Consider the following 13,554-nt stretch of genomic DNA (forward strand, 5'->3'; position numbering starts at 1 on the left):
CCGGTGCCGACACTCTGCCGACTGGTCGAGCCGGTTGAAAGCAGCACTTCCTTCACAAACACCGAGCGATCGGCGTGCCGGGCCTGGCTGGCGGCAGGGCGGGGATGACCCGTGCGGTCGAGCCCGCCCTGCCGTCACCGGTCAGCCGACGCGCTGGCGGGGGCGGGTCAGGGCGAAGCCGACCACACCCGCGACGGCGGCCAGGATGCCGCCCCCGACGGTCCAGTACCAGCGGGACGACAGGCTCGGCCACCGGACCCAGTCGAACCAGCCGTCCTCGTCGTCGCCGGCCGCCGCCGGGTCGGGCGTACCGGCGGTCGGGTCGCCGGGGAGCACCTTGCCCGGGTTCACCGCCGGGACAAGGGGCTCCTTGAGGTCGCCGCCCTCCGGCTCGGTGTCGCCGTCGGACTCCACCCCGACGAGCAGGCTCACCTCGATCGGCAGGCCCAGCTCCTGCTCCGGCAGCTCGGTGCCGGACAGCCGGACGTAGTAGGTGCCCGGCAGCGGGTCGCCCGACCACGGCTCGGCCCACGAGCGCACCTGGCGCAGCTCGCAGTCGAGTTCGACGGTGGCGGCACTCTTCGACGCCACCGGGGTCTGCGCCCCGGCGACGCACGCCTGCCGGCGGCGCAGCCCGTCGAAGACCTCGACGGTCCAGGTGGAGTCGCCCTTCCGGCTCGCCGCGGCGGGCAGCGACACGGTGGCCGCCACGTGGTGGGTGTCCCCCGCCTCGGCCGTGAACGACCAGTACAGGTAGTCGCCGACGGAGGCGCCGACCCGTACGGGCTGGCCGGGGCTGATCCCGGCGGCGGTGAGGAACGAGGTGCCGGCCTTGTTGACGGTGGCGGCCCCCGGCGACGGGGTGGGCGTGTCCGCGCCGGCGGCGGCCGGCAGCGCGACGGCGACACCGGTGGCGGCGAGCAGCACCGCCGCCCGACGGGCCGGGGTCAGGGCCGGAGCCTTCCGCATCGTCATCGGGTCCTCCAGACCGCTACCCACCAACGGGTCAGCCAACCAACGATCAACCCACTGAGCAGGCCCGCGAGGGTCAGTACGCCCAGCAGCACCCAGCCCCGGCCGAGTCCCGGGCTGTTCGGGGCGGGCGACGCGTCGACCAGGTCGATGGTCAGTTCGAGCGGCATGCCCGGCGCCGCAGCGGCCCCCGCCTTGGCGGAGAAGGAGTTGCTGACGACCAGGCAGACGACCGTGGGCTCGGGGGCCTTCCCGGTCGAGCCGGAGAAGACGCCGCCCTTGTCGTCGGCCTCCGACTCCTCCTCGTCGTCGTCGTCCTCCGCCGCCGACCAGCGCACGCCGGTCGACAGCACGTCGGTACGTCCGCTGCCGGCGTCGTTGCCCCGGACCAGTTCCCGCCCGTCGGGGGCGGTGGCCCGCAGCAGTACGCCGTAGTCCCGGTTCAACGGCCGGTCCAGGCCGATGCTCACCGAGGCCCGCAGCTCCTGCCCCGGCTGGACCGGGATCCGGTACCACCGGTGCTCCTCGAAGCGCTCCCGGTCGGTGTAGACGCCGGAGGTGAGCACGGGCGCCTTGGCGCAGACGTCGGTGCCGGCCACCTTCGCCGGCGTCTTGGCGTGGGTGTCCTTGGCCCGTTCGACGAGCTGCTTGATCCGCCGGGTCAGGTCGTCCTTGCTCTGCGCCGAGGTGTAGGTGCCGCCGGTCGCCGAGGCGATGCAGACGAGCTGCTTGCGTACCTTCTCGTCGGGGATGAGGCCGAGCGTGTCGACCACCAGTTTGGTGCCCTGGGCGGCCAGCTCGCGGGCCACCTCGCAGGGGTCCGGCGGCGCGCAGGTGTCCTCGCCGTCGGTGATGAGCACGATGCGCCGGGTGGTCTCGCCGGTGCCGAGGTCCTTCGCCGCCTCGCGCAGGGCCAGGCCGACCGGGGTGAAGCCGGTTGGGCGCAGGGTGGCGATGGCGTTCTTGGCCTTCACCCGGTCGACGGGGCCGACCGGCACGAGCTGCTGGGTGTCCTGGCAGCCGACCTTCTTGTCGTCGCCGCCGTAGGTGGCGCCGAGGACGCGGATGCCGAGATCCGTCGTCTCGGGCAGCGCGTCCACGACGTCGTTGAACGCCTCCTGGGCGACGGAGATACGAGTACGACCGCCGATGTCCTTGGCGCGCATCGAGCCACTCACGTCGAGCACCAGCTCCACTTTGGGCGGTTCGACGGGTTCGGTCTCGCGCTCGTCGGCGTAGGCGGGAGCACCCAGTGTCGGGAAGGCCACCAACAGTCCTAACAGGACCGCCGGGAGCCGTCGTTTGATCATCACGGCGCCGATCCTAGTGATCATCGTGCTCGTGACCGACCGGGCGTCGATGTCTCGTCCACTGGGGAGGAATCGCGCGAGCGCTCCTCGGCGTGTCGGGTCTGCCAGGTGCGCAGCGCCTCCTTGATGCGGTGGTTCTCGGCGCGGGTGAGGTCGAGCTGGCGGGTGCGGTCGCGCAGCTCGTGGGCGAGACGGTGCAGCAGGGCGTCGACCTCGTCGACCCGGTAGCCGCGCCGGCAGAAGGGCGTGCGCGGGAGCGTGACGCCGAGGACGCGATCGGGGGTGAGCGGGTCGGGCAGGGCGTGCCGGCTGCGGTAGACGGCCATCAGGGCACCATCGCGTACGGCAGGTGGAGGCGGTCGGCGGGCACCCCGGCGGCGAGCAGCCGCAGCCGCGCGCCGGCCAGCATCGACGGCGGACCGCAGACGTGGACGTCCTGGTCGGGGCGATGGTGGTCGAGGGCGATGGTGAGGGCGTCGCCCCGCTCGGCCGGCTCGGCGGCAGGATCATGGCTGAAGGCGGGCACGACGGTCAGCCAGTCGTGGGCACACTGGAGCTTGTCGAGGGCGGTCGCGTCGTAGAGTTCCGCGAAGCCGCGCGCCCCGACGACCAGGGTCACCCGCCGGCCGTCGGGCGCGGCGGCGACCTGCTCCACCAGGGCGCGCAGCGGCGCCAGGCCGGTGCCCCCGGCGACGAGCAGCAGGTCCCGGCGCGGGAGCGGATCCAGGCGCGGGGACTGGTCCAGGCTGAGGCCGGCGTCGCGCGGCGGGCCGAGCCAGAGCGGGTCGCCGGGGCGTACGTCGTGGACAAGACTGTGCGAGACGGTGCCGGCGGCGACGGCGCGGACGTGCAGCTCGACGGTGCCGTCGGGGCGCGGGGCGTTGGCCGGCGAGAGCCACCGCCAGCGGCCGGGGCGGCGCGGCGTGCAGACAGGGAGGGCCTGGCCGGGCCGGTGGGGCAGGCGACGCCAGGGGCGTACGGTGAGGATCGCGATGGTGTCGCACGGCCGGTCGTGGCCGATCACCTCGGCGGGCCACCAGGCCGGGCCGTCGCCGGCCTGCTCGGCGGCGCGGCGCACGGCTTCGGCGGCGCGGCGGCCGGCGCGCTCCCAGGCTTCCGCGACCGGCGGCGTCCACCGCGGTCGGGCCTGCCGGGCGACGGCGGCCCGCAGCGCCTCGGCGACGGCGGCGTGGTGGGGCAGCAGGCCGTGCCGGCGGTACGCGCGGCCGAGCACCGCCAGCAGCGCCGCCCGCCCGGCGGGGTCGTCGCCGCCGACCGTGAGGCGGCCGAGCGTGGCGAAGAGCAGCGGGGCGTCCCGCTCGGGGAGCAGGCCGGGGCGGCCGTCCTCCAGGGGGCACCAGAAGTCGTCGGCGCCCTCGTCGGCGCCCCTGTCGACGGCCGCCTCCCAGGCGGCGACGACGGTCACGCGCCCGCCTCGCAGGCGAGGCGATCCACGGCTGCGGCGTCGGCCTCGACCTCGGCTTCGGGCAGGCCGGCGGCGGCCAGGGTGGCCCGGCCCCAGCGGGCGAGACGGCAGGGGTAGGGGACGCGTTCGCTGCGGCACAGTTCGCCCTCCGGCCAGCTCTCCGGCACATGCGTGCGCACCGCCCGTACGGCGAAGGCGAGGTCCTCGTCGGTGACCGGAGTCAGGACCGGGAAGTCGTCGATCAGGGTGGACACGTCTGCTGCCCCTCGGGTCGCGGCCGGTGGAGTGGCGCCGAGGCGGGCGGGAGCGGAGCTGCGTCGTTCGGGTCGACGCAGCTCCGGAGCCAGCACCCGCCCCGGGCCGTGCGTCGACCTTCACCTCCGACCAGGGGTGCCGGTATGCGGCGATGATCGTGGCGGAGATACGGGCTGCGTATACGGCTGATCACTCAGCCGGACTGCGTCCGAGCATGCGCCGGGCGGCGTCCGCCTCTCACGCTGCCGGCGCTGTCGAGCTGCCCCGTCTGTGCGGGCACGTCCGGTGGGCCGCCCAGCGGCGGGCGGCGTCGAGGAGCGGGCCGTGATGGGGTGCCGGAGCGGCGTGCTGCTTGCGTTGCCAGAGCACGACCAGGGCGTCGGCGAACGCGGTCAACGCGGCCTCGGGTGCGTCGGCGTAGGCGGGCACCTGCCGGCCCCACTCCTCGGCGGCGGCGGGATCGTGGCCGGCGCGGATCAGGCGCAGCAGCAGCAGTGCGGTGTCGATCCAGGCGGCACCGCAGGCGGGACCGGACCAGTCGACGAGCCGGACGGTCGGGGTCTCCCCCGCATCTGACCGGGTCTCGATCAGGAAGTTGCGGGGCGTCATGTCGGTGTGCAGGAGGGTGTCGCCGTCGACCAGCTCGGGGGCGATGAGCGGCCGCCAGCGGTCGCCGATGGATGGCACGGCGACGGACGGGCACGGCGTGAGCCGCCGCCCCAGGTCATCGAGGAGGGCCGCCAGCGGGGCGAGGTCGGGTGAGCCCGGAGCCAGGTCGGGATGACGGCCGGCGGCGTGCTCGAAGCCGAGGAGCAGCCAGCCGCCGCGCTCGACGGTCCAGAGCAGCCGGGGAGCCGCCGCAGGCAGCCACGGGTTGAGACGGGCCTCGTTGCGGTAGAGCCAGCCGAACGGGCCGTCGACCTCGCCGCCCTTGCAGAAGATGCGGCCGGCGTCGGCGTCGATGGTGACGGCGATGTCGCTGGCGGCACCGGTCGGGATCGGGCTGACCGAGCAGATCGAGCCGGTGTGCCGCTCGACGTCACGGCGTACCCCCTCGGGCAGCTCCTCCCAGCGGCGACGTGGCATGTGGTGGGCCTTCCGGCGGCGAGCGGTCCCGGGCAGTCTATGCCCGGGACCGCTGGTCAGCCGCCTACTTCTTGGGGCTGTCGTGGCAGCCGGCGTGGCACTGGTGGCACTTCGAACTGCAGTCGGCGGCCCGCGCCGCCCAGAGCGGCGCGTCGAGAGCGAAGCCGGCGGCGGTGATCGCGGCCACCGTCCGGGAGATCGGGGCGCCGACCGGCTCCGGAGCCGACGGTCGACTGTCGTCCGGCACGGGCTCGTGGTGGATGAAACGGCCGGCGACGCGGTCGCAGAACTCGGCGTAGTCGTGGGTGTGGAGGATGAACGTGTGCCAGCCGATGTCCACCAGATCGGTCGGCCCGATCGGTTCGGCGGTGACGGCACACGCGCCGAGGAACGCCAGTGCCTGGTCCATGATCCTGGCCGGCAGGTCCGGGGCCAGCTCGGGGTGGTCGTGGGCGATGCGGGCGGTCAGCCGGTCGAACAGCTCATCCGGTACGAGGGTCCGGCCGGTCTTGTCGACGGTGAGCAGCATTGGCGCTCCTTCCGTTGGCGGGTCTGCGCCCAGACTGCGGCCCGGCCGATCGGCGACTGATGACGGCGCGAGCATCGTCGATATGCGCGCCGCGTATATCGGACCGCCACGGAGCGGCTTCAATGGATAGGCTCGAAAGGCCCCATGGACGGAGCCACCTGCGCATGGCGAGGTTGCCGGTGACACACGCGAACTGCCCCCGATGTGGCGCGCGCCTGGCCCGCGACAACGACAGCGGGCGCTGCGCGCCCTGCCAGGCCGCCGAACGGGACAGGCTGAGCACGCCGCCGGTGGTGCCGGCAAGCTTCTGGGAACACGAACCGGTGCGACGGGCCCTGGCCGAGCGGCACCTCGGGCGGGTCGTCCGGGCGTACCGGTGCCATCCGTACCACGGGCGGCAGCCGCTGCCGCAGACCGTGGTGGCGGGGTGGCTGGGGATCACGCAGGCGCAGCTCAGCCGGGTGGAGAACGGGCCACCGATCATGCACATGGATCGGCTGGCCCACTGGGCAAAGGTGCTCGGGATACCGGCGCCGCTCCTGTGGTTCGCGTCCCCTTCAGCGCCACTGTCCGCCAGAACCACTCCTGCTGACTCGGACCAATCAATGGCAACTGACGAGGGCCGGCGAGCGTTGCTGGCCGGCATAGCGGCGGTAGCGGCCGGGGCCGGACTCCTGAAAGCAGCGCCGGCACCCCGTCCCCGCAGGATCGGAGCAGCCGATGTCGTGCGCCTCAACGCCGTCCTAGAGTTGTACCGGTCGGTGGACTACGAGTGCGGCGGCGGACTGCTCTACCGGGAAGTCGACCGCTTTGCCCAGTCGGTGTACGCACTGCTCGACTGGTCGCATCCTGAGTCGTTGACTCCGCGGCTGGTCGGTTCGGTCGCGGCGGCCCGCCAACTGGCTGGCTGGACAGCCCTTGACGCCGGACTGCACGACCACGCGCAGCGGCATTTCGCCGCCGCCGAACGAGCCGCCTTGGCCGCAGACGAGGTGCTGCTCGCCGCGAGGGTGCGCTACTGCCAGGCCCGGCAGTTGCAGCACCGTCGCCACAACCGGGACGCGCTCGCCACCCTGCAACTCGCTCGTAACCAACTTGGCTCCGCCGCCACGCCGGCCGTCTCGGCGATGCTCCACGGGGCGGAGGCAGCGTCCCTGGCAGCTCTCGGACAGCGCCGTGAAGCGCTGGCCGCACTCGGGAGGTCTAACGACGCGTTCGACCAGATTGCCGGCGACCGGGAGCCGGAGTGGATGCGCTTCTACGACCGAGGCGAGTTGCTGGCCCAGCACGGCCGGGTGTACCGCGACTTTGCCCGCGCTGAGCGCAAGTACGCGCCGGATGCGGTCCGGTGGGTCCAGGAGGCCGTGGCAGCGTTCGGGCAGCAGAACGTCCGCAGCACCGTGCTCAACGAAGTCGGGCTGTGCAGCGCGTTGTTCCTCGCAGATGATCCACGGCAGGCGATCGTCGTCGGCCGACGCGTCATGAGCCGGGCGGGAGCGCTGACCTCACGGCGGACGGTGGACCGGGTGCGGAACCTCGGGCGGGATCTGACCGCGCACAGGATGAATTCCGAGGTCGCCGGTTTCGCACGCGAACTCGCCGCGTTCCAGGCTGTACCAGCATGAGCGGTACCGGACGATTCGGTGACGAGGCCATGACGGCGGCTATGCGTCAGGTCGCCGACCAACTGGGGGTTCGGGCCGACAATGCACAGCTGCTCCAGCTCACCAACAACGCGGTGTTCGCGCTGCCCTCAGAAAGGATCGTCATCCGGATAGCGCGATCGCATCGGCTGCGGGATCGGGTGCGGAAGGTGGTTGAGCTTGGGAGATGGTTCGCGCAGATCGACGCGCCGACCATCCGCTTGGCCGAGGGCATCACCCAACCCGTGCAGGCAGGCGAGCTGATGGCCTCGGTCTGGGACTACCTGCCGCAGAATCCGCCAGCACCGACCGTCGAGGACCTCGGGGTGGTCCTGCGCAGGTTCCACGCTGTCGGGCCGCCTCCCTTCCCGCTACCGGCTTGGGACCCGGTCGGTGATGCGCGGCTTCGCATCAGTGAGGCGGAAGGGCTGAGCGATGAAGATCGCGAGTTCCTGCTCAGCTGGTGCGAACGCTTGGAGGGGCCTGTAGCAGTTCTTCGGCAGCGAGCCGAGGGGCAGCTCATCCACGGGGACGCGCACGTGGGAAACCTGCTTCGGGACCGATGTGGGCGATTAGTGCTGTGCGACTTCGATGCCACCTGCAAGGGGCCGTGGCAGATTGACCTGACGGCAGTGGCGGTTGGCGGCGTGCGCTTTGGCCGAGCCGAAGCACACGCCAGCATGGCAGCCGCTTATGGGTATGACATCGCGACCGACCGGTATTGGCCCACACTGCGTGAAGCCAGAGAACTTAAAATGATCGCAGCCGCCGCACCGATCGTCGACACCTCCCCCAGCATACGGGCAGAATTCACTAAGCGGCTGCAATCAATTAGAAGGCGGGAAACCAGCGCAGCATGGACGCCGTTCATCAGGGCCCAACGTCTTCGGGACCGCCTCGACCACCTAATTATGCCACTGAAGCACTCGTCACACTGAATCAGCAAGAGAGCTACGACTGCTAGTCCAAGAACCGCGAGTCGAAGCCCCCAGCCCGTCCGCCCTCACGCCACAGTTCACCGGAGGGCGACAAGGACGGTCGAGAAGCATGGGTAGCAGGTTTCACCGGAGGACGGTAGGCGTATTCGGTGGGGATCAGTTCGTCTTGGCTGATCTCCCAAGGCCAGAACCAGCGCCCTCTGCCCCCGGCAGCCCTGAGACCGGCGTCATGAATGATTTGAATCTCCGACGCAACGTACAGGGCATGTTCGGCAGCGCAGCCCGTCGCGGATTGACTATGAGAAACCTCATTAGGCGTGAGTACCACTTCCCGCCCACATGATCGAGTACCCTTCACCTCCACATGCAATGCACGCCCGTTATCCTGCCAGCAATCGAGGTCATAGCCACGCTTGTACTGACCTACCTGCTGAACATGCCAGCCGTCAGCGACAAGTTCCGCCCTGGCCATCCCCTCAGCGTGAACCTCGACTAGCTTCCGGACAATGGGATCCATCAGGCGACCTTGCCGTAGCTTGGCAACGCTACGACCAGACTCTTCAATCACCTTTTGCAGCTCAGCGTCGGCGGAATCCACCGGACTGAACGAACCTTGCATGACTGGCTCACGGTGAAGGTACGCGAGGAGAGTCAGCATCTCGATGATATCTCGGAGAAGAACGTCGCCTGTCAGCACTTGGAGACCGCCATAGCAGCGAGCGACAATGGTTCCCGCCTCATAGTTGCGGATTCGGTCACGGCTTTCTGAGCCTACGGGCGGAATCCCACTGAGCCCAAGGTCAACGATGCTCGTGTCCATAGCGTCGAAGGCGGCCCCTGCGACGCCCCGCAAAAGGCTCCGCGCCTCGGCCGATCGGGAATAGATCAACTCACGATTCTGTACCGGTCGACGCTTACCTGCACGGAGTTCACTCGTACCCTGCATCAGGGACAGGTACACTCGAGATCCATCAGCCGCAAAAAGATATGCCAGGTAATATCCCTCCTGCGCGCTCGGCGCGTGAAGCTTGGAGAACATCCTCACCCAGGGAACAGGTCCATAACTTCCCCTCCGCCCCCCGTACTGTACATCCAGACTAAGACGATCTAGGCCAAGAGATGCTGCAGCCGAGCCGACAATAGCCCTGAGAAGCTCAGCAATATCATGAAGGGCCGCGTCGCGGGCAAGCATCGCAGGTGAGCCCTTGTGTGAATATCCGCTGGCCAGGTTCATGACGTCTTGGAGCAACTGCCGGAGCTTACTCTCGCCCATGGACGGGACGGCGCCAGCAAGGGGCTTCTGCCGAAGTGACATGGCCGAGAGCCTAGAGACTCTTGTCGACAGCGACTGACCGCAGCGGCAAGGCCGTGATCGACTGACCTGCAGGCCGATGCCCCGGAGTTGAGAGGCATGAGGGCGCCTCACCAGACCGAGCGAGGGGCCTTGACCTTCTTTGCCCTCCGGCCGATACTCTCGCGTCCTGCCCAGCCGGAATACTTGCCGGCGGCGAAACAAGCTGCGTCAGCTCCAATCGGGCGGGGGATCAGCACATGGACGGACAGCTCGGCACGATGGCGAAGGCGAGACCGCGGCGGTGAGCCGCCCTCCCAGTGTCGCTTCCGACCGCCGCCCTGTTCCGCTCAGCCAAGCGGTCTCCGATCAGATGAAGCGCATGCGTCGGGCCTCCACCAAGCCTGAGCTACTCATCCGTAGGGAGCTGCACCGCCGCGGTCTTCGCTTTCGCGTAAATCACCCAGGACTGCCCGGAAAGCCAGACATCGTCTTCACCAGAGCCCGGCTCGCCATCTTCGTTGACGGCTGCTTCTGGCATCGATGTCCGGTACATGGTGTCCTGCCCAGGAACAACCGCGACTGGTGGGAGGCGAAGCTCCTCCGCAACGTTGAGCGCGACCGGGAGAAGGACGCGGCGCTGTCGGCCCTGGGCTGGCACGTTCGACACTTCTGGGAGCATGAGGATCCAGTAAGGGCCACGGACGAGATTGCGCGGCTGTGGCGGCACCTGCTCAGTGAGCAAGCATCCGGTGGAAGGCCGTGACGTGGTCTGTGACATCCTGGTCCTCGCTCGCATGACTTCATGGAGGTAGCCGTGCCCGGCAAGGCCTGGTTCGATGTTGCGCCGTCGGCTGCGCGCCTGACCAGCTCGCTTCGTGACATCGGTTACGACTTCCCCACGGCTGTAGCGGACATCGTCGACAACAGCGTGGCTGCCGGAGCGATGCGGGTGGAGGTGATGATCGAGTTCGCGGGATCAAGGTCGCGGGTCTACATAGCGGATGATGGCTGCGGCATGTCGGCGGGCGCTCTGCTGGAGGGCCTGCGACTCGGCACGCGTCGCTCCTACAGGCTGGGTGAGCTGGGCCGCTACGGGTTGGGTCTCAAGACCGCCTCGCTGTCCCAGTGCCGATCGGTGGCGGTGGTTTCCCGGAGCAATCCCGAGGTGGTTCGGACGTCCGCCCGGGTCCTCGACCTTGACGTGGTGGAGGAATGGGACCAATGGGTCGTGGTGGACCCGGGTAATGATCCGGACGTCGCCAGAGCCAAGCAGTGGCTGGCCGAGGGTACCGGGACAGTGGTCCTCTGGCGTCACCTTGACCGGGTGCTGCCCGAGAAGCAGCCTGAGGGCGGCTGGGCCCGACGCCGGTTCGAGACCCTTGCCGCGAAAACTGCTGAGCACTTGGGAGTTGTGTTCCACCGCTTCCTTGAGGGCGTCGACGGCAAGGCCCCACTGGTCATCACGGTCAACGGTCAGAAGGTCAGGGCATGGAACCCGTTTGCGCCCGAAGAGCCTGGCGTGTCTGAGCTGCCGCCGCAGCGCTTTGAGGTCACGATCGGTGACGTTACAGGTCACGTGGATCTTCGACGCTTCGTCCTTCCCTCGCGCGACCGATTCTCCACTCCTGGCGAGTTCGAGCGACTCTCCGGTCCGCTCAACTGGAACCGGCAGCAGGGCATCTACGTTTACCGCGCGGACCGACTGGTGCAGTGGGGCGGCTGGAGCGGCATCCGGGGCATTGACGAGCACACCAAAATGGCGCGTGCCGCCCTCGACTTCAGCACCGACCTCGACTCGGCTTTCAACATCAACGTTGCCAAGATGAGAGTCTCGCTACCCGCGCAGCTACGTCAGATGCTCGAGGCCCCGGTCAATGAACTCTGCATCTACGCAAACGACGCCTATCGCCGGAGCGCACGGCCCAAACAGAAGCCGGTCCCCACTGACCTCAATACCACTCCCGATGTCCGTGCCGCCACGCAGGCCGCGACCACCGCCGGGTTGGCCCTTCGAGCCGCAGCGATGCAGGCAGGCGAGTGGGACGCCTGGCAGCGGATCGCCGCTTCCCTGCGCAAAGATGCGCCGGAGATTGCGAAGTCGCTGGGCTTGGACGTGTGAGTCAGTGACGACCCTGCTCAGAAGAGCCGCAGTGGGTCGGCACGGGACTCGAGGCACAGCTTCTGCAGCGGGCATGCGTTGCACTCAGGCTCCACCGGCCGACACAGTGTGTTCGCCAGCTCGACCAGTCCGAGGTGTGCACGGCGGGCGTCGCTGTCCGCGCCGATCATCCGCGCTATCTCGAGCCGCCCGTCAGTCAGCCGGTTTCGGCGATTCACGGGATCCCCACTGAAACGTGCCGCAACCCGCAACACGCCCTTGGTCACCAGCACGGGCTCCTCGGAGTCCTCGTCCCCATGAGCGGGCACGACCAGGACCGCCAGATCAGCCACTGACTCCGTCAGCCCGGCCACTTGGCGCAGCTGATCGTCATCATTGAGCAGTTCAGGGTTGTCCGCGAGCCGTCCCGCAAGTTCAAGGATCGTCCCGGCGCGCTGGGGTCGTGACGCCCATTTGCTGATCTCGACAAGCTCGCTCTCGGCCAGGACCGTGTCCTGAGGCTGTCGCCAGCGCGCAAGCAGCGGCCAGATGAAACGCACGACATCGGCCGGGGCCCGGTCCAGCAGCATTTCGGTCTGTATCACCTGCCATCGCGTCTCGGCCCGCAGCCAGGGAAGACCGCGAACGGCGGCACTGTCGAACCATCTGGCGAGAATTGCCGCGACATCCTGGGTCGTGGCCGACACGGGCCGTGGGTTGTCGAGCGATGCCCGCACGGCGCCGGCGAGATGCTCGCCGAGCAACGGCGGCACGGCGTTTCCGATCTGACGGAATGCCGCTGACGGTGGCCCAGCAAAGCGGAACCAGTCCGGGAAGGTCTGGAGGCGGGCCGCCTCCCGGACTGTAAGGGTCCGGTTCTGACGAGGATGGATGTACCAGTATCCGTCCTTGGCAATGTGTGCGGTGATCGTCCGAGAAAGGTTGTTCTCGTCGAGCCGCTTGTACTTGTCATCGAAGATGTCGTCCCGGTACCGCTTCATATCGTCCGGTAGGTCGCTGTACCTCGTGCTGTGATCCATGGCCTCGAAGGCGCGTGCGTCGTCCTCCCGCACCGGCCTGGTGATGTGGTCGAAGACCTTGTGCTTGTCGGAGGCGGATACGGCCTGGCGCATCCGGCGCTGGAACTCACTGACCGGGCCCTCGTAGTCGCTCCAGCCCTCCGCGCCACCCTCCGGTCGCCAGCCCCCCTCGACCGGGGGAAGATCGCCGATCGCGTTCCAGACCGTGACCCGCTCGGGCTGTTCCCGCGGCCAGGTGAACTGGATGCCGTCCCGCAGCGCAACGAGGATGAGTCGCTGGCGGAACTGCGGCACCCCGTAACGGAACGTCTCCACCGACCGCTCTTCGACCGAGTATCCGATCGATTCGAGCTCGTGGACCATCGTCCGAAGGATGAACATCTCCTTGTCGAGCGCCATGTCCGGCACGTTCTCCATGAGAACAGCCTGTGGGCGCGCGGTCCGTGCGATCTCCAAGAATGACCGCCACAAGTCCCGGCGCTCGTCATACGGATCACGGAGGCCGTGCCGGACCCGGTGCCGAATCTTCGAGCGCCCTGCCTTCGAGAACGGTTGGCATGGCGGGCCGCCCGCCAGCAGCTCAACTCCGGCCGCCTTCATGAGTTCGCCAACCTGCCGAACCCGGTCCGGATCGCCGAGGTCCCAGTTGACGCTCAGTCCAGGGTGGTGGTGGCGGTGAGTCTCGACGGCCTCCTCATCATGATCGACCGCAAGTACGACCTTGTAGCCGGCGGCATCGAGACCGAGGCTCAGACCGCCGGCGCCGCTGAACAAATCCGCGGCGAGACGCACTCCCTCGGCTCGGAGCTCAGATGCGAGGGAGACGAACTCCTCGGGTTCCGAGCAGGCCTTGGGGTGCGGCGCGAGCCGGACGAAAGGACCACGGACCAACTTGACTCCGTACCCACGGCGTCGGGCAGGGGCGGGGGGCTGGTCTTCAGTGGTCACGACAAGGCAGGTTAC

13 protein-coding genes are annotated in these 13,554 nt (G+C 69.0%); 4 read left to right on the forward strand and 9 right to left on the reverse strand.

Annotated features, from left to right (window positions below; translation table 11 throughout):
* Positions 1-141: 141 nt before the first annotated feature.
* From GA0070606_RS10590 to GA0070606_RS10620, 7 genes are all read right to left on the reverse strand, one after another.
* A complete protein-coding gene (locus GA0070606_RS10590) occupies positions 142-975 on the reverse strand; it encodes a peptidase (RefSeq protein WP_245724644.1) in 834 nt (277 codons plus the stop codon).
* The gene (locus GA0070606_RS10595; protein WP_091097256.1) at positions 972-2,282 is read right to left on the reverse strand and encodes a VWA domain-containing protein; all 1,311 of its coding nucleotides are present in this window, start codon (positions 2,280-2,282) and stop codon (positions 972-974) included. The genes GA0070606_RS10590 and GA0070606_RS10595 overlap by 4 nt, the downstream gene beginning before the upstream one ends.
* 20 nt (positions 2,283-2,302) lie before the next feature.
* Entirely contained in the window at positions 2,303-2,608 is a 306-nt protein-coding gene (locus GA0070606_RS10600) for a DivIVA domain-containing protein (protein ID WP_091097258.1), read from the reverse strand.
* A complete protein-coding gene (locus tag GA0070606_RS10605; protein WP_091097259.1) occupies positions 2,608-3,708 on the reverse strand; it encodes an FAD-binding oxidoreductase in 1,101 nt (366 codons plus the stop codon). The genes GA0070606_RS10600 and GA0070606_RS10605 overlap by 1 nt, the downstream gene beginning before the upstream one ends.
* The gene (locus GA0070606_RS10610) at positions 3,705-3,962 is read right to left on the reverse strand and encodes a hypothetical protein (protein WP_091097261.1); all 258 of its coding nucleotides are present in this window, start codon (positions 3,960-3,962) and stop codon (positions 3,705-3,707) included. Before GA0070606_RS10610 ends, GA0070606_RS10605 begins: the two co-directional genes overlap by 4 nt.
* A 238-nt stretch (positions 3,963-4,200) precedes the next feature.
* The gene (locus GA0070606_RS10615) at positions 4,201-5,049 is read right to left on the reverse strand and encodes a hypothetical protein (protein ID WP_091097263.1); all 849 of its coding nucleotides are present in this window, start codon (positions 5,047-5,049) and stop codon (positions 4,201-4,203) included.
* Between the two features lie 64 nt (positions 5,050-5,113).
* Positions 5,114-5,578, reverse strand: coding sequence for a glycine-rich domain-containing protein (locus tag GA0070606_RS10620; protein ID WP_176737294.1), 465 nt, complete (start codon positions 5,576-5,578; stop codon positions 5,114-5,116).
* 179 nt (positions 5,579-5,757) lie between these two features.
* On the opposite strand from GA0070606_RS10620, the gene GA0070606_RS10625 reads away from it, so the two are divergent.
* Positions 5,758-7,203 (forward strand): helix-turn-helix domain-containing protein, encoded by a 1,446-nt coding sequence (locus GA0070606_RS10625; RefSeq protein ID WP_091107562.1) that lies wholly within the window; start codon positions 5,758-5,760, stop codon positions 7,201-7,203.
* Entirely contained in the window at positions 7,200-8,159 is a 960-nt protein-coding gene (locus GA0070606_RS10630) for an aminoglycoside phosphotransferase family protein (RefSeq protein WP_245724645.1), read from the forward strand. The genes GA0070606_RS10625 and GA0070606_RS10630 overlap by 4 nt, the downstream gene beginning before the upstream one ends.
* Before the next feature lie 22 nt (positions 8,160-8,181).
* Here the strand turns inward: GA0070606_RS10630 and GA0070606_RS10635 are convergent, their stop codons facing one another.
* Positions 8,182-9,474, reverse strand: coding sequence for an MrcB family domain-containing protein (locus GA0070606_RS10635; protein ID WP_091097267.1), 1,293 nt, complete (start codon positions 9,472-9,474; stop codon positions 8,182-8,184).
* A gap of 358 nt (positions 9,475-9,832) precedes the next feature.
* On the opposite strand from GA0070606_RS10635, the gene GA0070606_RS10640 reads away from it, so the two are divergent.
* Together GA0070606_RS10640 and GA0070606_RS10645 are read left to right on the forward strand one after the other, a co-directional pair.
* Positions 9,833-10,216: a very short patch repair endonuclease gene (locus GA0070606_RS10640; protein ID WP_245724932.1), complete on the forward strand. Its 384-nt coding sequence runs from the start codon at positions 9,833-9,835 to the stop codon at positions 10,214-10,216.
* Between the two features lie 39 nt (positions 10,217-10,255).
* Entirely contained in the window at positions 10,256-11,572 is a 1,317-nt protein-coding gene (locus tag GA0070606_RS10645) for an ATP-binding protein (protein WP_091097271.1), read from the forward strand.
* A 17-nt stretch (positions 11,573-11,589) separates the two neighbouring features.
* On the opposite strand, the gene dcm is transcribed toward GA0070606_RS10645, so the two are convergent.
* The gene (gene dcm, locus GA0070606_RS10650; RefSeq protein ID WP_091097273.1) at positions 11,590-13,539 is read right to left on the reverse strand and encodes a DNA cytosine methyltransferase; all 1,950 of its coding nucleotides are present in this window, start codon (positions 13,537-13,539) and stop codon (positions 11,590-11,592) included.
* Positions 13,540-13,554 lie beyond the last annotated feature (15 nt).

The sequence above is a fragment of the Micromonospora citrea genome (genome assembly GCF_900090315.1).
In the GTDB taxonomy this organism is placed as follows: domain Bacteria; phylum Actinomycetota; class Actinomycetes; order Mycobacteriales; family Micromonosporaceae; genus Micromonospora; species Micromonospora citrea.